General features: G+C 71.4%; 14 protein-coding genes. 7 read left to right on the top strand and 7 right to left on the bottom strand.

The window, feature by feature from the left end; genetic code table 11:
- Nucleotides 1–103: 103 nt before the first annotated feature.
- The 4 genes from QSK18_RS12100 to QSK18_RS12085 all read left to right on the top strand — a co-directional run bounded on the left by QSK18_RS12100 (nucleotide 104) and on the right by QSK18_RS12085 (nucleotide 4,985).
- The gene (locus QSK18_RS12100; RefSeq protein ID WP_285618844.1) at nucleotides 104–874 is read left to right on the top strand and encodes an ABC transporter ATP-binding protein; all 771 of its coding nucleotides are present in this window, start codon (nucleotides 104–106) and stop codon (nucleotides 872–874) included.
- Nucleotides 874–2,706, top strand: coding sequence for an FtsX-like permease family protein (locus QSK18_RS12095; RefSeq protein ID WP_285618842.1), 1,833 nt, complete (start codon nucleotides 874–876; stop codon nucleotides 2,704–2,706). Before QSK18_RS12100 ends, QSK18_RS12095 begins: the two co-directional genes overlap by 1 nt.
- A gap of 87 nt (nucleotides 2,707–2,793) precedes the next feature.
- A complete protein-coding gene (locus QSK18_RS12090) occupies nucleotides 2,794–4,377 on the top strand; it encodes a GGDEF domain-containing protein (protein ID WP_285618840.1) in 1,584 nt (527 codons plus the stop codon).
- An 11-nt stretch (nucleotides 4,378–4,388) separates the two neighbouring features.
- Nucleotides 4,389–4,985 carry a sugar O-acetyltransferase gene (locus QSK18_RS12085; RefSeq protein ID WP_285618838.1) on the top strand — a complete coding sequence of 199 codons (597 nt, stop codon included), beginning with the start codon at nucleotides 4,389–4,391 and terminating at the stop codon, nucleotides 4,983–4,985.
- 170 nt (nucleotides 4,986–5,155) lie between these two features.
- Here QSK18_RS12085 and QSK18_RS12080 read toward each other — a convergent pair whose 3' ends face one another.
- Nucleotides 5,156–5,344 (bottom strand): hypothetical protein, encoded by a 189-nt coding sequence (locus tag QSK18_RS12080; protein ID WP_285618836.1) that lies wholly within the window; start codon nucleotides 5,342–5,344, stop codon nucleotides 5,156–5,158.
- 86 nt (nucleotides 5,345–5,430) lie between these two features.
- Nucleotides 5,431–6,399 carry an NmrA/HSCARG family protein gene (locus QSK18_RS12075; protein ID WP_285618834.1) on the bottom strand — a complete coding sequence of 323 codons (969 nt, stop codon included), beginning with the start codon at nucleotides 6,397–6,399 and terminating at the stop codon, nucleotides 5,431–5,433.
- Nucleotides 6,400–6,584: 185 nt separating this feature from the next.
- On the opposite strand from QSK18_RS12075, the gene QSK18_RS12070 reads away from it, so the two are divergent.
- Nucleotides 6,585–7,412 carry a helix-turn-helix domain-containing protein gene (locus QSK18_RS12070; RefSeq protein WP_232810915.1) on the top strand — a complete coding sequence of 276 codons (828 nt, stop codon included), beginning with the start codon at nucleotides 6,585–6,587 and terminating at the stop codon, nucleotides 7,410–7,412.
- Between the two features lie 240 nt (nucleotides 7,413–7,652).
- On the opposite strand, the gene QSK18_RS12065 is transcribed toward QSK18_RS12070, so the two are convergent.
- The 3 genes from QSK18_RS12065 to QSK18_RS12055 form a co-directional block, all read right to left on the bottom strand.
- Nucleotides 7,653–8,711, bottom strand: a complete 1,059-nt coding sequence (locus QSK18_RS12065; protein ID WP_285618832.1) for an AraC family transcriptional regulator — start codon at nucleotides 8,709–8,711, stop codon at nucleotides 7,653–7,655.
- 255 nt (nucleotides 8,712–8,966) lie between these two features.
- Nucleotides 8,967–11,120: a putative bifunctional diguanylate cyclase/phosphodiesterase gene (locus tag QSK18_RS12060; protein WP_285618830.1), complete on the bottom strand. Its 2,154-nt coding sequence runs from the start codon at nucleotides 11,118–11,120 to the stop codon at nucleotides 8,967–8,969.
- Between the two features lie 102 nt (nucleotides 11,121–11,222).
- On the bottom strand, nucleotides 11,223–12,188 hold the full coding sequence (locus QSK18_RS12055) for a DMT family transporter (RefSeq protein WP_352396517.1): 966 nt from the start codon (nucleotides 12,186–12,188) through the stop codon (nucleotides 11,223–11,225).
- Between QSK18_RS12055 and QSK18_RS12050 the strand changes: the two genes are divergently transcribed.
- Nucleotides 12,187–13,599, top strand: coding sequence for an aminotransferase-like domain-containing protein (locus QSK18_RS12050; protein WP_285618828.1), 1,413 nt, complete (start codon nucleotides 12,187–12,189; stop codon nucleotides 13,597–13,599). The genes QSK18_RS12055 and QSK18_RS12050 overlap by 2 nt on opposite strands.
- Here QSK18_RS12050 and QSK18_RS12045 read toward each other — a convergent pair.
- Nucleotides 13,589–14,854 (bottom strand): ROK family transcriptional regulator, encoded by a 1,266-nt coding sequence (locus QSK18_RS12045; RefSeq protein WP_232810924.1) that lies wholly within the window; start codon nucleotides 14,852–14,854, stop codon nucleotides 13,589–13,591. The two genes, QSK18_RS12050 and QSK18_RS12045, sit on opposite strands and share 11 nt — an antisense overlap.
- 67 nt (nucleotides 14,855–14,921) lie before the next feature.
- Here QSK18_RS12045 and QSK18_RS12040 point away from each other — a divergent pair, with 67 nt between their 5' ends.
- The gene (locus tag QSK18_RS12040) at nucleotides 14,922–15,800 is read left to right on the top strand and encodes a LacI family DNA-binding transcriptional regulator (RefSeq protein ID WP_232810926.1); all 879 of its coding nucleotides are present in this window, start codon (nucleotides 14,922–14,924) and stop codon (nucleotides 15,798–15,800) included.
- A 22-nt stretch (nucleotides 15,801–15,822) separates the two neighbouring features.
- On the opposite strand, the gene QSK18_RS12035 is transcribed toward QSK18_RS12040, so the two are convergent.
- Nucleotides 15,823–17,988, bottom strand: a complete 2,166-nt coding sequence (locus QSK18_RS12035; RefSeq protein WP_285618824.1) for an alpha-galactosidase — start codon at nucleotides 17,986–17,988, stop codon at nucleotides 15,823–15,825.
- Nucleotides 17,989–18,192: the final 204 nt, after the last annotated feature.

Raw genomic sequence — 18,192 nt, 5'->3', positions numbered from 1 at the left:
CCGAGAATAGAGGTTGGACGATTGGTGCGGGGTAGCGTCGGCGCTACCCCGTTCTCGCGTGCGGGCCACTGAAAACGCCCGCCGCGAGCGGTGGGATCGAACCATGACGATCCCGATCACCAGCCCGGTGAACCAGCCGGCTCCGTTGCCCCCGGTCGCCGTCACCCTCGACGGCATCTCCCGCACCTACCGGTCCCGGGCCGGACAAGTAGACGCCCTGCGCGGGGTGACCCACACGTTCCTGCGCGGCACCTTCACCGCGGTGATGGGGCCCTCCGGCTCCGGCAAGTCCACCCTGCTGCAGATCGCGGCCGGGCTGGACCGGCCCACCCAGGGCGAGGTCAGGATCGGCGAGGTGCCGATCGGCCGGCTCAGCCAGACCCAGCTGACCAAGCTGCGGCGTACCTCGATGGCCTTCGTCTTCCAGGCCTACAACCTGCTCGACGCGCTCACCGCGACCGAGAACGTCGCCCTGCCGGCCCGGCTGGCCGGGCGCCGGGTGGACAAGGGCGCCGTGCTGGAGGCCCTGCGCGAGGTCGGGCTGGAGGAGAAGGCCCGGCACCGGCCGCCGGAGCTGTCCGGTGGCCAGCAGCAGCGGGTGGCCATCGCCCGGGCCCTGCATCTGCGGCCCGACGTGCTTTTCGCCGACGAGCCGACCGGCGCGCTCGACCGGGCCTCGGGCCGGCGGGTGCTGGAGCTGCTCCGCGAGGCGTCGGACACCCGGGGCCAGACCGTGGTGATGGTGACCCACGATCCGCTCGCGGCCTCCTACGCCCATTCCACGCTGTTCCTCGGGGACGGCCGGGTGGTCGGCCGTCTCGACCGCGCGGACGCCACCCAGATCGCCGCCACGATGAGCGAGCTGGAGCGATGATGACCATGCTGACGCTCAGCCGGCAGACGGTTCGCCGGTCCTGGCCCCCGTACGTCGGAGCGCTGGTGGCACTCACCTTCGGTGTGGCCCTGCTGGTCGTCGCGGTGACCGTCGGATCCGCGGTGGAGGGAACGGCGCAGCTCGCGGAGTTGAGAGCGGACGAACGGGAGCAGATCTCGGGTCTCTCCACGCTGTTCGGGATCATGGCCGCGGTGGCGCTCTTCATGGCCGTGTTCGTGGTGGGCAGCACCTTCGGCTTCGTGGTGGCCACCCGTCAGCGCCAGCTCGGACTGCTGCGCCTGGTGGGGGCCACTCCCCGGCAGGTCCGGCTGATGGTGCTGGGGGAGTCGACGGTGGTGGCCCTGCTCGCAGCGGTTCTCGGTGGTCTGCTCGGATCGATCGCCACCCCGGCCTTCCTGGCCCTGCTGAAGTGGCGCGGTGTACTGACCGTCGATCTGGTGATGCCCGCTCTCTGGCAGCCCTGGGCGATCGCCGTGCCGTGTGCGATGACGGTTGCTCTCCTGGGAGCCTGGCGTTCCTCCCGCCGAGCCGCAAAGGTTTCGCCGGTGGCGGTTTTTCAGGAGGCCGGGGTCGAGCGGCGCCGTCCCACCGTCTGGCAGTTGCTGATCGGCACGGCCTGCCTGGGCGGCTCGGCCGCCGCCCTGCTGGCCGCCCACCAACTGAACCCGATCTTCGCGCTGGTGGCGGGCGTCCTCTTGCCCGAAATCATCGTACTGGGGCTGTACTGCTTCGGCGGGTGGGTGTTTCCGGCTCTGAGTGGTCTGCTGGGCCGCCCATTCGCCGAACGCGACGTCTCGGCCCGGCTGGCCCGCGACCACGTCCGCACCGCCGTGCGCACGCCCGTCGCGATCGCCGCCCCGATCCTGGCCATCTCCGCCGTCGCAGGTTCGCTGATCGTCACCCTCAGCTTCACCGCCGACTGGACGACGGCGTTGGACGGCGAGCAGCTCAACACCCCGTACGTTGTGGAAAATGCTGCCGGAGAGGATATCTCCACCCGATTGGACGGTCTGCCCCTGGTCGATCCCCGGGTCACCGTCGTTCTGCCGGTCGGGCTCGAACGTGAACCGGAGCCGATCGACGTCATCGACCCGGAAACCACCGCCGCGGCGCGGAGTCTGCCGGTGCTGAAGGGGTCGCTGAAGAGGGTGGACAAGGCGGTGGTGGTCACCGACGGCTGGTCGGCCGACGCCGGGATCGGCCTGGGAGACCGGCTGCTCGGCGGCCGGGTGGTCGCGGTGGTGCAGGAGGCTCCCGGCCTCTACAGCGACGTGATGATCGGCAAGGACCTGGTCCCGCCGCGCCAGCGCGACGTGGAGCCCGCAGTGTGGTTCGTCGACCCGGGCGATCACGACCTGTCCGCAGAGCTGTCCGGCACCGGTGCCCGGGTGCTCACCTCCGACGCCTACCTGGCCGAACTCGACGCCGAGGTCCGGGCCAACAACAACCTGGCGTTGTGGGTGCTGCTCGGCCCGGCCGGGCTGTACGCCGCGATCGCCATCGTGAACTCGGTGCTGATGGGCGCCTCCCAGCGTCGCGCGCAGACCCGCCTGGCCGGGCTGCTCGGGGCCACCCGGGCGCAGCTGCGCCGGATGGTGATCTGGGAGGCAGGGCTGATCGGATCGGCAGCGCTGCTGGCCGGCGCCACCATCACCGTGGTGGTGGGCTGGACCATCCGCAGTGCCACCGCGGCCGACGTGGCCCAGCAGCCGTTCACCGTCCCGTGGGTGGCGCTTTCGGCCGTGCTGGCCACCTGCGCGGGGCTGACCCTGGTGGCTGCCCTGGCCGGTACCCGCCGGCTGGAGAAGTGAGAACCCCCCGAGCCGGGCAAGTGGCTCAAGGGGCGGGCGATGATCGCCGATCTTGTGGCAGGAGTCGGCCGGCCTGAGGGGGCGCGGGTGAGCGCAGGGGCACGTGGGCACAGCACGCGGGGGCGGCGTGCGATTTCGGCCGCCCTCGTTCTGTGCCTGTTGCTGAGCGTGGCCCTCCTGGCGGCTGACGTCTGGGTCTCCGGGCGGCTGGACGTGTGGGTGACCTGCGGCTACTGGGTGACCTCGGGGATCGTGGCGGTGGCGGGCGCCGCGCTGGCGTGCACGGCCGCCACCAGTCCCTCTGATCGTGAGGGCTGGCGACTGCTGCTGGCCGGAGCCGTGCTCTGGCTGGCGGCGGTGACGATCTACTCCGAGGACGCGCTGGCCGGCGCGTACCCGCCCTCGCCGAGCGTCTCGGACATCAGCTGGCTGAGCGCCGGGGTCGTCTCCGCGGTGGGCATCACCCGCCTGGGGCATGGCCGGACCCGGCGGCGTGATCTCTCCTGGCTCGAGCTGGCGCCGCTGTGGACCGCGATCGCCGTGCTCCTGCCGGTGCTGTTCTGGCGCGACATCGAGGCCTCGACCTCCGCCCCTCCGGCCGTCGCGGCGGCCCTGGCGTATCCCATCATCTACGTCGCCACCGCGGCGGTGATGCTGCAGGCGGTTGTTTCTGGTTCGCTGCGGCTGCGCCACAACTGGGGCCTGGGGGCGCTCATGCTCGGGCTGATGGTGGAGGCCGCCGCCTTCATCGCCTGGGCCCCGCCGTTGCTGGACAACACCTATGTCGCGGGCGAGAGCGTTCTCGACGCGTTCTGGGCCGTGGGCATGCTGATGATCGGGGTCGGCAGCTGGGCGGTCCGTCCCGTACAGGCCCGGGCCGACCTGGGCGGGGTGCGTAACCGGGGCGTCGTGCTGCCCACCGCCTCGCTGCTGATGCTGGCCGTGGTGCTGTTCATCGGCACCAGCGGCGACCTGCGCCTGGCCATGCTCAGCGGTGGTGTCGCGATCGTGGGTGGGTTGCTGGGCATCCGGGAAGCGGTGCTGCGCCGGGCCAACAGCGAGCTGCGGCACGACTCGCGCACCGACCCCCTGATGGGCATCGCGAACCGGCTGCAGATGGAGGACGACCTGCGCGAGGCCTTCGAACGGTCCGAGGCGGGGGAGGAGACGTACGCGGTGGCGCTGTTCGACCTGGACCGGTTCAAGGTCTACAACGACCGCCTCGGGCACCAGGCCGGTGACCTGGCCCTGAAGTCGCTGGCGCTGCTGCTGGACGGCAACAGCCGGGGGCAGGACCGGATCTACCGTTACGGCGGCGAAGAGCTGCTGCTGTTGTTGCGCGGGGTGGACGTGACTCAGGCGCACGCCGTGGTGGACCGGCTGCGTCAGGTGCTGGAACAGGAGCGGCTGGCCCACCCCGGCAACGACCCCTACGACGTGATGACGATCAGCGCGGGAGTGGCCTGCGCCGAGGCTGGTGAGAGACCTGCGGCCGTGGTCCAGCGGGCGGACGAGGCGCTCTACCGGGCGAAGGCCGACGGTCGTAATCGGGTGGTCGCGGACGGCCGGGGTGAGCTTCCGGCGGTGGCCCGCATCCCGTGGCCCCGGCGCAGCGAAGAGACTTCCCAGGTGGCCGATTCCGGGGCCGAGGAGAGTTCGACTTTCACCTAGGATGACCGCTCGTGAACCTGGAGCAGCAGTTCGCCCACATGGCCACCGGCGCCGTCTACGACGACCTCACCCCCGAGCTGATCCAGGCCCGGATCGAGGCGGTGAGGGCGACCAGTGCCTACAACGATTCTTATGGACGTTTGCCCGCCGAGCGCGAGGAACTGTTGCGTTCGGTGGTGGGCTCGGTCGGTGAGGGAGCGAACTTCGAGCCGGTGTTCCGCTGCGAGTTCGGCCGGAACATCCACCTCGGGCAGAACTTCTTCGCCAACTTCGACTGCGTGATGCTCGACGGCGCCCCGATCCGGATCGGCGACCACGTCCTGCTCGGCCCCAAGGTCGGTCTCTACACCTCCAACCATGCCCTCGACCCGGCCGAGCGGCGGGCGGGCGCGTGCACAGCGCGGCCGATCACGATCGGGAACGAGGTCTGGATCGGCGGCGGCGCAACGATTCTGCCCGGAGTCACCGTCGGGGACGGGGCCGTGGTGGCCGCCGCCGCGGTGGTGACCAAGGACGTCCCCTCCCGGACGATCGTGGCCGGCAACCCGGCCCGGGTGTTGCGGCCGGTGACCGACGCCGACCGCACCGGTTTCACCCCCATGCACTGATCGGCGCGCGATCCGGCCACGGGCTGCCCGTCTTGCCGAAGGACGGGCCGCCCGTGACGATGGTCGGACGTCAGCCTTCTACGTTGGGTGCCCCCATGCGCATGCTTCTGATCCTGATCGTCGTGGTCGTCGTAGGGCTGTTCCTGTATCGCCGTTTCGTGCGGTAGCGCTCAGGCGCCGGTGTCGCGGGGATTGAGGTTGCCCGGGTCCCCGTCGGGATCGCCCTCGTAGGCCTCCTCGTCCCGGGTGTCGCGCGGGTTGAGGTTGCCCGGGTCGCTGTCCGGGTCGATCACCTGCCCGTCAGTGTCGGTGGGGTCGATGGGGTCGGTGCTGTCCGTGGAATCCGTTGGCTTGACCATGACCGACACCCTGGTGCCGCCGGCTCTGCTGCGCGAACCGATCATGCGGCCCGTGCTGTGGCGTACGGGCCAGGTCGGGGGCCAGGTCAGAGCGTGGCCCTGAGTTCCTCCTGATGGGCCAGCAGCCAGTCCTCCAGCGACTGCAGCCGGGGGTTGAGCGTGCGCAGGTGCTCCAGGTCGCGGTGCGCGACGAACGACTCGGACGCCTCGGCGTAGAACTGGAACATGTTGCCCAGTTCCTCCGCAGCGGGAAAACCGGCTGCGCGCAACTGGTCGAAGGCCAGCGGCCGGTAGTCCACCGGTTCACCCATCACCTTGGCCAGCAGCCCGGCGATCTCGGCACCGGTGGCGTGGGTGCCGGCCAGGCCGACCGTCCGGCCGACGTAGCGCTGGCCGGCGGCGAAGATGCCGTACGCGGTGCGGCCGATGTCCTCGGCGGCCACCGCGGACAGCGCGGCCTCGTCCATGGCCAACGCAAGCACCAGCCGGCCGTCCGGCCCGCGCTGCGGCCCCTGCCCAGACAGGAAGGCCTCGTAGAAGAAGGTGGTCTCCAGGAACGTGGTGGGCACGCCCTGTTCGTTGAAGTACGCGTTCGCCTCGGCCTTGGCGTCGAAGTGGGGCACCGTGTAACCGTCTTCGAGTATCGGCACGTCGGTCCCCAGGTGCCGGAAATAGGGACGGGTGTCCTCGAGGGTCGACCAGACCACGTGCTTCAGCCCCGCCTCGCGGGCGGCCCGGGCCGCGTTCGCGGCCTGCGCCAGTTCGAGCTTGGAGCGGGACTGGCCGGGAGCGACGTCCGGATCCCAGTAGTTGGTCACGACGAACGCACCATAGGCCCCCTCGAAGGCCGCCCGCAGGCTCGCCTCGTCACCGAGGTCGGCCATGACCACCTCGGCCCCCGCGTCGGCCAGGGCCCGGGCCTTGGCCGAGGAGGGGTTGCGGGTGATCGCCCGAAGGACGAACGGCCCGTCCGGTGCCTCCAGGACGGCCCGCGCCAGGCCCCCACCCTGCGCCCCGGTCGCCCCCACCACGGCAATGATCTTCTTGTCGGTCACTTCGATCAGCTCTTCTCTGGTCTCGTCGGCGCCGGGCCGTGCGGCGCCGTGCTGTGCTGGCCCTGCTGGGTGCGGTGACGAGCCTGCGCCTTCGACCAGGGGTGGTACCTCACCAGCCGGTGGGTACCAACAGCAGGGGATGGCTGAGGATGGCTGGGGCCCGCGGGGCGGCCGATACTGGTCGGGTGGCGGAACTCAGGAACGACCTCGGCGACTTTCTGCGTACCCGGCGGGCATCCCTGAGCCCGGAAGAGACGGGTGTGCCTACCTACGGCACGCCTCGGCGGGTGCCGGGGCTGCGCCGCGAGGAGGTGGCCATGCTCGCCGGGGTGAGCGTGAACTACTACACGCGGCTGGAACAGGGCGAGAGCCACCAGATGTCCGACTCCGTCCTGGACGCCCTGGCCCGGGCCCTGCGCCTGGCCGAGGGGGAGCGCCGGCACCTGGAGCGGCTGGCCTGGCCCTCCCAGTTCACCCGCCGCGACCCGGATTCCGAGACCGGCCCCGAGACGGTGCGCGACTCGTTGCGGGCGATGGTCGAGGCCAACACCGAGCAGGCGGTCGGCATCATCGGCCGCCACCTCGACAATCTGGGCGGCAACCGGCTCTGGAACGCCCTTTTTGGCCTCCGCCCGGACCGGCGCACCAACGGCGTGCTGCGGATGTTCCTCGACCCGGCGATGCGCGACCTGCACGTGGACTGGGAGCGCGCGGCCACCGAGTTGGCCTCCTACCTGCGCACGGCCACCGGCGAGCACCCGGACGACCCGGCCCTGGCGGCGATCATCGGCGAACTCAGTATCAAGAGCCCGGACTTCGTCCGGATCTGGGCCCGGCACCCGGTGGCCGAGTGCGCCGCCGGCGTCCACGTGCTCGACCACCCGGTGGTAGGCCGGCTTACCCTGAACGACGAGAGCCTGCGGGTGCCCGACGGCGCCGGGCAGCGAGTCAACTTCATCTCCCCGGCCGACGACGTGTCCGCCGAGCGGCTGCGGCTGCTCAGCCTGAGCTGACCGCCGAGCGGTTGTCCCCGACAGCCGACAGCCGACCAATGACCGATGACTGCCGGCCGCCGAGACTGCCGGCCACGGAGACGCCGAGACTGCCTGCCACCGAGACGGCCGGCCACCGAGACGGCCGAGACTGCCGACGGCCGAGACTGCCGACGGCCGAGACCGCCGACGGCCGAGACCGCCGACGGCCGAGACCGCCGACGGCCGAGACCGCCGAGACTGTCGAACAGCGGCGGCTGTTCATCCTGAACCGGCCGCCCGTGAGCCGGCGGGTTCCCGGCGGGACGCGGCATCGCGGTACTGCTTGGGTGAGGAGCCGACCACCCGCCGGAAAGCCGTACTGAAGGCGCTCTCGGACTCGTAGCCGGTGGCGACGGCGAGTTCGGAGATGGAGTGGGTGTTGCGGCGTAGGGCGTCGCGGGCCAGGTTCATGCGCCACTGGATCAGGTAATCCAAAGGCGTTGTGCCGAGCTGCTTCCTGAAAGCAGACGCGAACGTGGAGCGGGACATCCCGGCAACGGCGGCCAGCTCCTGAAGGGACCAGCGGTGCGACACGTCACCGTGCAGGGCGCGCAGGGCCGCACCGACGCCGTCGTCGCAGAGCGCTCCGAGCCAGCCGAGGGGATGTTCGGTCTGGCCGACGTGGGCGCGCAGCATGTGCACGAAGAGGACCTGCACCAAGTGATCCAGCAGGAAAGGGCTACCGACGCTGCAGTTCTTCACTTCGGTGCTGAACAGCTCGGCCACTTGGGCGAGTTGCTCATTGCGCCCGTCGTCGGCCCGGACGTGTACCAGTCGGGGCAGCACGTTGGTCAGCACTGCGGCATTGGCCTCGTCGAACCGGATCTGCCCACCGAACAGGCCGAAATCCACATCCGCCTCGGACCCGATACACACCTGGCCGTTCGCTGCGCTCTCCCACACAGCCTGCGTCGGCAGTGATTCCACGGTCAGAGAACTGGACAGCCGATACGCCGGAGGGTTGACCAGCAGGAAGACATCGCCCTCGTTCAGGAGCGCGATCCCGTGGTCGTCCTCGAACTCCAGCCAGCACTCGCCCCGCTCCACGGCCCAGATCTGCACGTGATCGAACGCCTCGAAGCGCAGTGCCCAGGACCCGGCCGCCCGGAACCCCGGATAGACCTCCGATCGGGGCCGGAGCAAGCTCATCGTGCCGGTCACGGGATCGCAAGGGCCAAGCATTAGCGCTGGGCTGGACGATCCATAAAACATCCCCCACTGCACATTACGGATCGTACCGCCCTCGCAAAGCCTTCCCGTTGTCTTGGCTGCGATCACCCAGGATTACCCTCGGTGCAGAACGTAATGGGCAGCATGGGAGTCGCGACTGCTTCGACGTCGGCGGTTTTGTCGGCTGATAGCTCGTGGCTCGGCTCGTGGCTCGGCTCGTGGCTCGTGGCTTGTCGCTGGTGCTCGTCGCTGGTGCTGGTGCTGGTGGCTGGTGCTGGTGGCTGGTGCTGGCGGCTGGGTGCTCGTCGCTGGTGCTCGTGGCTGGTGGCTGGTGGCTGGTGGCTGGTGGCTGGTGCGAGCGTGCTACTGGGCTATTGCGTTGGGGTAGGCGGCGGCCTGGGTGAGGTTGGACTGGTCGGTCAGCCACTGGCCGAAGGCCTCTGGTGGGAGGGGGCGGCTGTGGAGGTAGCCCTGGCTGATGTCGCAGCCCAGTTCCCGGACCCGGCGCAGTGCGGCCTCGTCCTCCGTACCCTCGGCCACCAGCCGCATGCCCAGGCGGTGGGCCAGTTCGGCGGTGCCGGCGACGATTGCCGCTGTGCGCTCGTCCTCGACCACCCTGCGGGTGAAGGAGCGGTCGATCTTGAGTTCGGTGGCGGGCAGGATGTTCATGTAGCTCAGTGAGGAGTAGCCGGTGCCGTAGTCGTCGATGCTCAGGCCCACCCCGCGGGCGCTGATCGCCTGCAGGGCGGCCAGGGCGTCCTCGCGGTTGGTCATCAGCGAGGTCTCCGTGACCTCGATCAGCAGGTCCTGGGGGCGGACGTGACCGGCCAGGAGGATCTCGTCGACGGTGGGCAGCAGGGCCGGCTCGGTCAGGCAGCTGGCCGAGAGGTTGACCGAGATCCGTAGCTGGCGGCCGTCCTGCTGCCAGTGACGGCCGTGCTCGACCGCCATCCGCATCACCCGGCCGGTCAGGGCGGGCATGAGGTCGTTGTTCTCGACGATGTCCAGGAACCGGTCCGGTGACAGCAGGCCGAGCCGGGGGTGCTGCCAGCGCACCAGGGCCTCGACCCCGACGACCGCTCCCGTCCAGACGTCCATCTGGGGCTGGAAGTGCAGCACGATCTGCCCGTTGTCGGCGGGGCCGCGCAGGGCCACGCCCAGGTCTTCCAGGAGTTCGCGGCGCTCGCGGGCGGCGGCGTCGAGCCCGCGGTCGTAGGCGCGCACGCCCAGGCCCGAGACCTTGGCCTGGTACATCGCCACGTCGGCCCGCCGCAGCAGTTCTCCGCCGCTCATCAGGCCCGGCTCCAGGCGGGCCACCCCGATGCTGGCGCCCACCTCCAGCAGTCGCCCGTCGTCCTGCAGCGGGGTCAGCGCGGCGAGCAGCTGCTCGGCCACCTCGACGGCCGGGGTCAGGTGGGTGTCGGGTACGAGCACCGCGAACTCGTCGCCTCCGAGTCGGGCCAGTAGCGCCTCCGGCGGCAGGCGGCGTTCGAAGGTCTGGGTGGCGTGCCGCAGGACCTGGTCGCCGGTGGCGTGCCCGTAGCGGTCGTTCACCTCCTTGAACCGGTCCAGGTCGATGATCATCAGCGCCACCGCGCCGCCCTGCTCGACCGCCTCGTCCACCGCGGCCAGCAGCGAACGCCGGTTGGCGATGCCGGTGAGCTCGTCGGTCAGGGCCTGGTGGCGGGATCGGGTGAGGTCGGTCAGTTCGCCGACCATCGCGACCATGCGCTGCCCGGCCAGCAGGGTGCCACCGACCACGAGGACGATCACGGCCACTCCGGCGTCGCCGCCCACCACGATCTGCGCGGCCAGGGTGAGGGTTCCGGCGAAGAGCACGATCAGCGAGCCGAAGATCGAGGAGCGGGTCAGCGGTACGGCCGGCTCGGCCGAGCAGGCGGGGGCCTTCATCCGGGCGGCGATCAGGAGCAGGGCCGCGGCCAGCAGCCAGGCCGGCGCGGCCCGCACCGGATCGAAGCCGGACGAGAGCAGATTGACGGTGCTCACGGTGCTGAGGAAGGTCAGGGTCCAGACCGTGAGCCGCATCCGCCGCTCGCGGCCCAGACGGGCCAGCACGGCGATCCACAGAGCCGTGCCCAGGGCGGTCACGGCCGTTCCGCCGGCGAACATGTCGGCCTGCAACTGCCAGAACGCCAGCGACGAGGGCCCCGCGGGGTGGTCGTGGACAAGGTTGCCGATCGCCATCAGCACCAGCAGGGCGCCGGCCGTGTTGGCGTTCTCGGTGCTGGCCCGCATCCCGGTGCGGGCCAGCAGCCAGGAGATCATCGCCTGGTACAGCAGTCCGCAGGCCAGCCCGGTGCCCACCGAGAGCACCAGCGCGGCCCGGCGGGAGTCCACCAGGCCGGTGAGGACACAGGCGAGCAGGACCGAGACGACGATCGTGGCGGCGCCGGCCGTGAGCCAGCGCTGGAAGTCCTCCCGCCGCGCCCGACTGCTGCGCACGGGAGCCGTGCACAACAACAGCGCGGTGGCCAGAAGCCCCCATCCGACAACCATCAGTCAACCGTCTCTCGAGCCGCACCGGCACAACGTGGGCGGCTTCTGCACCCCGTCTGCTGTCGGCCGGAGCCGGGACCAGGCGAGACCTTGCGGCCGCAGTCACCCGGAAGAGGGAGAAAGGCGGGTGCGCACGGCCAGCGCCGCACAGCCCACCACGGCCAGGCCGCCGGCCAGGGTCGGAGCGGTCAGGGTCTCGCCCAGCAGCAGGGCCGCCCAGGCCAGGGTGAGCACCGGTTGCGCCAGCTGCACCTGACTGACCTGCGCCATGGGCCCGATCGCGAGCCCCCGGTACCAGGCGAAGAAGCCCAGGAACATGCTGACCACGCTGAGGTAGCCAAAGGCCGCCCACTGCCCGGCCGTGGCCTGCGTGATCTGCTGGGCCTGCGGGTCCTGCTGGGCGATCGACAGACCGGTCAGGGCGAGCATCACCGGCGCCGCCACCACCAGGGCCCACGAGATGGTCTGCCACGAGCCGAGCCGGCGCGAGAGCAGCCCGCCCTCGGCGTAACCGACTGCTCCGGCCACCACCGCCCCGAACAGCAGCAGGTCGGCCCCGTGCAGCTCGCCCAGCCCGCCGGAACCCAGCGCGGCGAATCCGATCGCCGCGACCGCCCCGACCAGGGCGAAGACCCAGAACGAGCGGGCCGGCCGCTCACCCGTCCGCACCACCACGGCCACGGCGGTGGCGGCCGGCAGGATCGCGATCACCACCGCTCCGTGCCCGGCCGGGACCTCGCTGAGCGCGTACGAGGTGAGTACCGGGAAGCCCAGGACCACCCCGGCGGCGACCACCGCCAGCTGCGCCCACTGCCGACCACGTGGCCGGGAACGAGACTGGGAACGGGGCTGGTAACGCGTAGCGATGGACAGGACCAGGGCGGCCAGGACGGCGGCGACCACGGCCCGGCCCGCCCCGATGAACAGCGGCGGCAGCCCGCGCACGGCTATCCGGGTGAAGATCACCGTGAAGGAGAACGCGACCACCCCGGCGAACCCCCACCGCAGGCCGCTCACCGGCAATAGCACCGGGGCCGGGGAAGCGATAACGCTACTGTCTGCTGACATGAGTCAGGATAGCAGCGAGCGCATCGTCGCCGACCTGCGCGCATGGATCGCCACCGTGCCCCCGGGGACCCGGGTGCCCTCCAGCCGGGCCCTGTGTGCCCAGCATGCGGCCAGCCCCCTGACGGTGCAGAAGGCCATGCGCGCGCTGACCTCGGCCGGGCTGATCGAGAGCCGCCCGGGGGTAGGCACGTTCGTGAGGATGGCACGCGAACACCCACCCGCCGACTACAGCTGGCAAACGTCCACTCTTGGTGCTCTGCAACGCCGTCTGCCGCTGACGTCGTCGACGCAGCGGGCGGCAGCCCCGGACGCGATCATCCTGCATTCCGGCTACCCCGACCGTGAACTGCTCCCCGAACGGCAGGTGCGCGCGGCGATCACCCGTGCTGCCCGGTCGGAGGCTGCGGTCACCCGTTCGCACGCGCACGGAGAACCCGCCCTTCAGGCCTGGTTCGCGGGAGAGGTGGCCCAGCACACCCCGCCCGGGGTACAGCCGCCCCGCGCGCGTGACGTCCTGATCCTGCCCGGCAGTCAGAGCGGCCTGAGCTCCATCTTCCGGGCGGTGGTGGGGACGGGGGAGCCGATGCTGATCGAGTCCCCGACCTACTGGGGGGCAATCGTCGCTGCCGCCCAGACCGGCGTGCAGTTGGTACCGGTTGCCGTCGGTCCCCACGGTCCGGACCCGGCGGAGATCGAGGAGGCGCTACAACGCACGGGTGCCAAGGCTTTCTATGCACAGCCCACGTTCGCCAATCCCACCGGCGGGCAGTGGTCCGGCGAACTGCGCCGCACGGTGCTGGAGCTGATGCATACCTACAACGCCTTCCTGATCGAGGACGACTGGGCCCATGACCTGGCCATCGACGCCGACCCCAGCCCGTTGGTCGCCCAGGACGACGCGGGACACGTCATCTACCTGCGCTCGCTGACCAAAAGCGTCTCCCCGGCGTTACGGGTGGCCGCGCTCATAGCCCGGGGTCCTGCCTACGGTCGGATCACGGCCGACCGGGGAACCGAAACCATGTACGTCAGTGGGCTTCTGCAGAACGCGGCCCTGGACGTGGTGACTCAGCCTTCCTGGCGTACTCATTTACGGCAGATGCGCCAACAACTGCGGCACCGGCGTGACCAGCTGGCCGCGGTCGTCCATAAACACATTCCGGACGCCCACCTCGAGCAGGTGCCGCTGGGCGGACTGTCCCTGTGGCTGCGTCTGCCCGACGGGACTGATCCGAACGAGCTGGTGCGGGCGTGCGAGGTGCGGGGAGTGGTCATCGCTTCGGGGGACGAGTGGTTTCCCGCCGAGCCGTCCGGCGCCTACGTACGACTCAACTACTGCGGTCCCGATCCGGAGCGCTTCCCCGAGGCGGCGCAGATCATCGCGCAGGCTCTTGCGGGGATCAGGACGTAGGTACCTGGTAGACCGACGGCACATTACGGACGTCGGTGGGCACCGACGGGGGAGCGCTCACCGGGTCTTCGTGGAAGACCAGGGCGGCCGCGCCGACCGCGGCCGCATCGGCCACGTGCGCGGCCAGGGTGACGTTCACCCGGTCGCGCCCGGGCTGCAGCCGTTGCTCGAGCACCGCCACGTAGAGAGCACCGGCCGTGCTGAACGACGGCCCGGCCAGTGCCAGGGAGTCGATGTCGAGCAGGTCGGCCACCGTGACCACGGCATCGGCGAGGTAGTGCGCCGACTCCTCGACCAGTTCCAGCGCCAGGGGGTCGTCGTGCACGGCGGCCGAGGCGATCGTCCCGAAGTCCCGGAAGGGATCCTCGTCCTCGGTCAGCGCGATGGCCGACACCCGTCCGTCATCCAGGGCCCGCCGGGCCCGCCGGGCCACCGCATGCGGTGCGGCCAGGTCTTCCAGGGCCGGACCGGGCTCCCTTCCGGTGCGGTGCAGGTGCAGTCGCCCCAGCGGGCCGGGATTGCCACCGGCGCCGCGGTGCACCACCCCGGCCAGGACGAACCCGGCCCCGATGCCGGCCCCCATGTAGAGGGTGCAGTGCGCGTCGGCCCCGGCCAGGCGCCCGCTCCAGTACTCGCCCACGGCGGCCGCAGTGGCGTCGGTGTCCATCACCACCGGCACACCCAACGCCTCGGACAACGCCGTGCGCACCGGAAAACCGCTCCAGCGGGGCAGGGACGGCGACACCCGGATCGTCCCCAGTTCCGGATCTATCGTTCCCGGCACCGCCAGGCCGGCCCCGATCAGCTGGTCGGGGCCGATCGCGGTGGCCCGCAGCAGGGTGCCGACGTGCACGGCGACCACCCCGATCACCTCGGCCGGCTCGTCCTGCCGGGCGCCGCGCACCCGGATCCGCCCGATCACCGCTCCGCGGGCGTCGGTGAGGACCACCACGATCCAGTCGGCGCCCAGCTGGACCCCCACCGTGCACCGGGCCCGGGCCGAGATGGTCAGCATCACCCGGGGTTTGCCGCCGGTCTGCTCGCGCAGGCCGCTCTCCTGCACCAGCCCCTCGTCGAGCAGCGAACGCACCGCGTGGGTGATCGAGGCCGGAGTGAGACCGGTGATCTCGGCGAGCTGGACCCGGCTGATCGGGGCCCGGGTCCGGATCAGGTCGAGCACCAGCCGCCGGGTCGGCGTGCGCAGGGCCCGGCGCGCTCGTTTCTGCGTCTCAGGTCCCGCATCCGCTCCGTGCACGCAGGCAAGCATGGCACGCGGCCGGTCCACCGACGCACCGGTTTCCGGCGCGTGCCATATTGGCGGGATGCCGGACGGTATGACTGCAGCGGTGGCGCCCCGCGGAGGCCCACGGGTCGGGATGGCTCTCCTGTCGATGGACGACGGTGGTGGCCTGGAGCCCTTCTACGCCAGTCTGCTGGCCGGGCTGGAGGAGGAGCTGGACCGCTTCGGCGGCACCGTGTTCCTGCAGATCGTGCCCGACCTGGAGGCCGAGATCCTGGCCTACCGGCGCTGGGTGGCCGAGGGCCTGGTCGACGTGGTGGTGGTCTCCGACCTGGTGGAGGGCGACCCGCGGCCGGCGGTGTGCGCCGAGCTCGGGCTGCCCGCCGTGCACATCGGCGGTGAGGCCGGCTCGGGGGCGTGGGTGGTCGACTACGACAACGCCGCAGCGATGCGCTCGGCCGTGGAATACCTCACCCGGCTGGGCCATCAGCACATCGGCTGGGTCTCCGGGCCCGACCGTTACCGCCACACCCAGGCCCGGGCCGGCGCGTTCACCGAAACCGTCACCGCAGCCGGGGGAGAGGGGGTGCGGCGCGAGGGCGACTACGGCGCGGCCTCCGGCAGCGGCCTGACCGTCGAGCTGCTCGCCCTCGACCCCCGGCCCACCGCCCTGGTGTACGACAACGACCTGATGGCGGTGGCCGGCCTGGCCGCCGCCCAGGAGCAGGGTCTGGCTGTGCCACAAGACCTTTCGATCCTGGCCTGGGACGACTCGGCGAACAGCCGGATCTGCCACCCGCCCCTGTCAGTGGTCAGCCGGGACGTGCACGAGCTGGGCGTGATCACCGCCGGGGTGCTGCTGCGGGCCGTGCGGGGGGAAGAGCCGGTGGTGCAGACCTCGCCCGGCGCCCAGGTCGTCGCCCGCGCCTCCACCGGCCCCCCGCTCACCTCGGTGCGCTGAGTTCGCCCAGTTCACCCACCAGTTAGACCGCGGTGGCGTGCAGCACCAGCGCCTGCTGCGGCCAGAGCGCGGGCAGCTGCAGCCCGACCGTCTCGAGAACCTTTCCGGGCAGCACAACTTCGCCCTTGGAGAGCCAGCCCGGCGTGATCCAGCCCCAGCGAGCCTGCCCCACCTCCTCGCGCACCCGCACCCGGTAACGGCGCTCGGGAGCCAGACCCTGCAGGCGGACCGGTTCGGGCCGTGCGTCTTCCAGCGAGGCCACCGTGGCCACCGTCCACACCCCGGCGCTCAGATCGTTCGCCACCACGCCCCGCACCCGCAACGCCGGATCACGCACGTCGCCGTGCACCACCGTGCCGGAATGCAGCAGGCCCCGCAGTTCCCGGTAGAGCTCGCCGAACCGGCGCAACTGCTCGGTCTCCTGATCGTCGCACTGCAGGATGTCCCACTCGAATCCGGACGACCCGGTCAGGCTCGTGGCCAGACGGTAGGACAGGTCCAGGGTGCGCCCCGAGCTGTGCGCGGTCGGCGGGCCCACGTGGGCGCCGATCAGCTCGGGCGGCAGCAGCAGTTCGGTCCAGCGCTGGATGTCCTGCCGTTCCAGGGCGTCGTTGGAGTCGCTGGCCCAGACCCGGTCGGCCACCTCGAGCACGCCCAGGTCGCTGCGGGCCCCGCCGGAGGAACAGGACTCGATCTCCAGCCCGGGATGGCGGGCCTTGAGCTCGGCCATCAGCCGCAGGGCGCCCAGGGTCTGGGCGTGGACCCCCGGCCGGCCCTCGTGCCGGGCGTCGACCAGGTCACGGTTGTGGTCCCACTTGATGAAGGCCAGGCCGAGATCCGCCACGAGGGTGCTCATCTGGTTCAGCACGTGCTCGTACGCCCCGGGACGGGCCAGGTCGAGCACGAACTGGGTGCGCCAGGAGAGGTCGGCCGGAGAGGGCACCTGGGCCGCGTCGTGCAGCAGCCAGTCCGGGTGGGCGCGGGCCAGATCGGAGTCCAGGCTGACCATTTCGGGCTCGAACCACAGGCCGAACTGCATCCCCAGCGCGCGCACCCGCTCGGCCAGCGGCTGCAGGCCCTCCGGCCAGACGCTGCGGTCCACCTCCCAGTCGCCCAGACCCCGGGTGTCGTCCCGCCGGGCCAGGAACCAGCCGTCGTCGAGCACGAACCGCTCCACCCCGATGGCGGCCGCCCGCTCGGCCAGGCGCTCCACCGTGGCCGGGTCGTGGTTGAAGTAGACCGCCTCCCAAGTGTTCAGAACCAGAGGACGAGGGGTGCCGGGATGGTGGGGACGGGAACGTAGGTAGGTGTGGAACTTTGCGCTCACCCCGTCCAGACCGGCCGGGGACCAGGCGAACCAGGCGGTCGGGGAGGAGTAGGACTCGCCTGCCCCCAGCACGATCTCGCCCGGGCGCAGCAGTTCCCCGGCTCCCAGCAGGGTGGGATTGTCCGGCAGGCGGTCGGTGCGGTAGGTGACGTCGGCGCTCCAGGCCAGGTGAACGGCCCAGACCTCGCCCGTGCGGGCCTTCGCGGTGCCCTCGGACAGCGCCAGCAGCCAGGGCTGGTCGTGGCCCGGCCGCCCGCGGCGGGTCTGGCGGGCCAGGGAGCCGCGGCCCAGAGGTGAGGTCTGCGGCGCCTTCTCGCGGGTCCAGCGGCCCGAGAAGGTGGTGACGTCGTCGGCCCGGGTGGGTACCGGGAGAACGGCTTCCAGCCAGTGCACCTCGACCGGTTCGTGCTCGGCCGTGAGCGTGTGCTTCACGCCCAGCAGGCCGCCGGGTTCCAGGTGCAGCCGGGTGGTCAGGACCAGCCCGGCCTCGGCGTCGGCCACTTCCGAGACCATTGCGTGGTCGGTGACGGTGACGTCGACCGCCTGCCAGCGGGGGACCAGGGGCACCCCGGCCCGCACCAGCAGCAGACCGGGGCGGCCCGGCCAGCCGTCCGGTTCGGTCGGCAGCACCCCTGGACGCCAGGCGGCGTCCAGGGTGCCCGGCCGGGTCTGGCGCTCGTCGGCATCGGTCAGGGCAAGCAGGTCGTCGGGGTCGAGCGGACCTAGGTCGGCGCCCCAGTGCTGCACGATCGGCGGTGCGTCGGCGGGGTGCCGCACCACGACGGCGACTCCGTCGCGCCGGATCACGGACGCCGGGGCGAACTCGGTCTCGACGGCGGGCCGGGTGGGTGAGAGAGCCACGGTGCTCCTTGACGGGATGTCGGGTGCGGCCGGCTCGGTGGGCCGGCGCGCAGCGGGGGTTCAGCTAGCGGTGCCGCGGGTTCGGCCAGCGACGCCGCGGGTTTAGTTGGCGGTGCCGCGGGTTGGGCTCGCGGTGCTTCGGGATTGGTTGGTGGTGCTGCGGGTTCGGCTCGCGGTGCCTCGGGTTTGATTGGCGGTGCTGCG

The sequence above is a fragment of the Kineosporia sp. NBRC 101677 genome (assembly GCF_030269265.1).
In the GTDB taxonomy this organism is placed as follows: domain Bacteria; phylum Actinomycetota; class Actinomycetes; order Actinomycetales; family Kineosporiaceae; genus Kineosporia; species Kineosporia rhizophila.
Note: the sequence above shows the minus strand (reverse complement) of the source record. Positions and strands in the feature narration are given on the sequence as shown.

Coding starts and splice junctions, on each gene's coding strand:
- QSK18_RS12100 (WP_285618844.1), top strand. CDS start 104: ATGACGATCCCGATCACCAGCCCGGTGAACCAGCCGGCTCCGTTGCCC.
- QSK18_RS12095 (WP_285618842.1), top strand. CDS start 874: ATGACCATGCTGACGCTCAGCCGGCAGACGGTTCGCCGGTCCTGGCCC.
- QSK18_RS12080 (WP_285618836.1), bottom strand. CDS start 5,344: ATGGTCAAGCCAACGGATTCCACGGACAGCACCGACCCCATCGACCCC.
- QSK18_RS12060 (WP_285618830.1), bottom strand. CDS start 11,120: ATGGTTGTCGGATGGGGGCTTCTGGCCACCGCGCTGTTGTTGTGCACG.
- QSK18_RS12050 (WP_285618828.1), top strand. CDS start 12,187: ATGAGTCAGGATAGCAGCGAGCGCATCGTCGCCGACCTGCGCGCATGG.
- QSK18_RS12055 (WP_352396517.1), bottom strand. CDS start 12,188: ATGTCAGCAGACAGTAGCGTTATCGCTTCCCCGGCCCCGGTGCTATTG.
- QSK18_RS12040 (WP_232810926.1), top strand. CDS start 14,922: ATGCCGGACGGTATGACTGCAGCGGTGGCGCCCCGCGGAGGCCCACGG.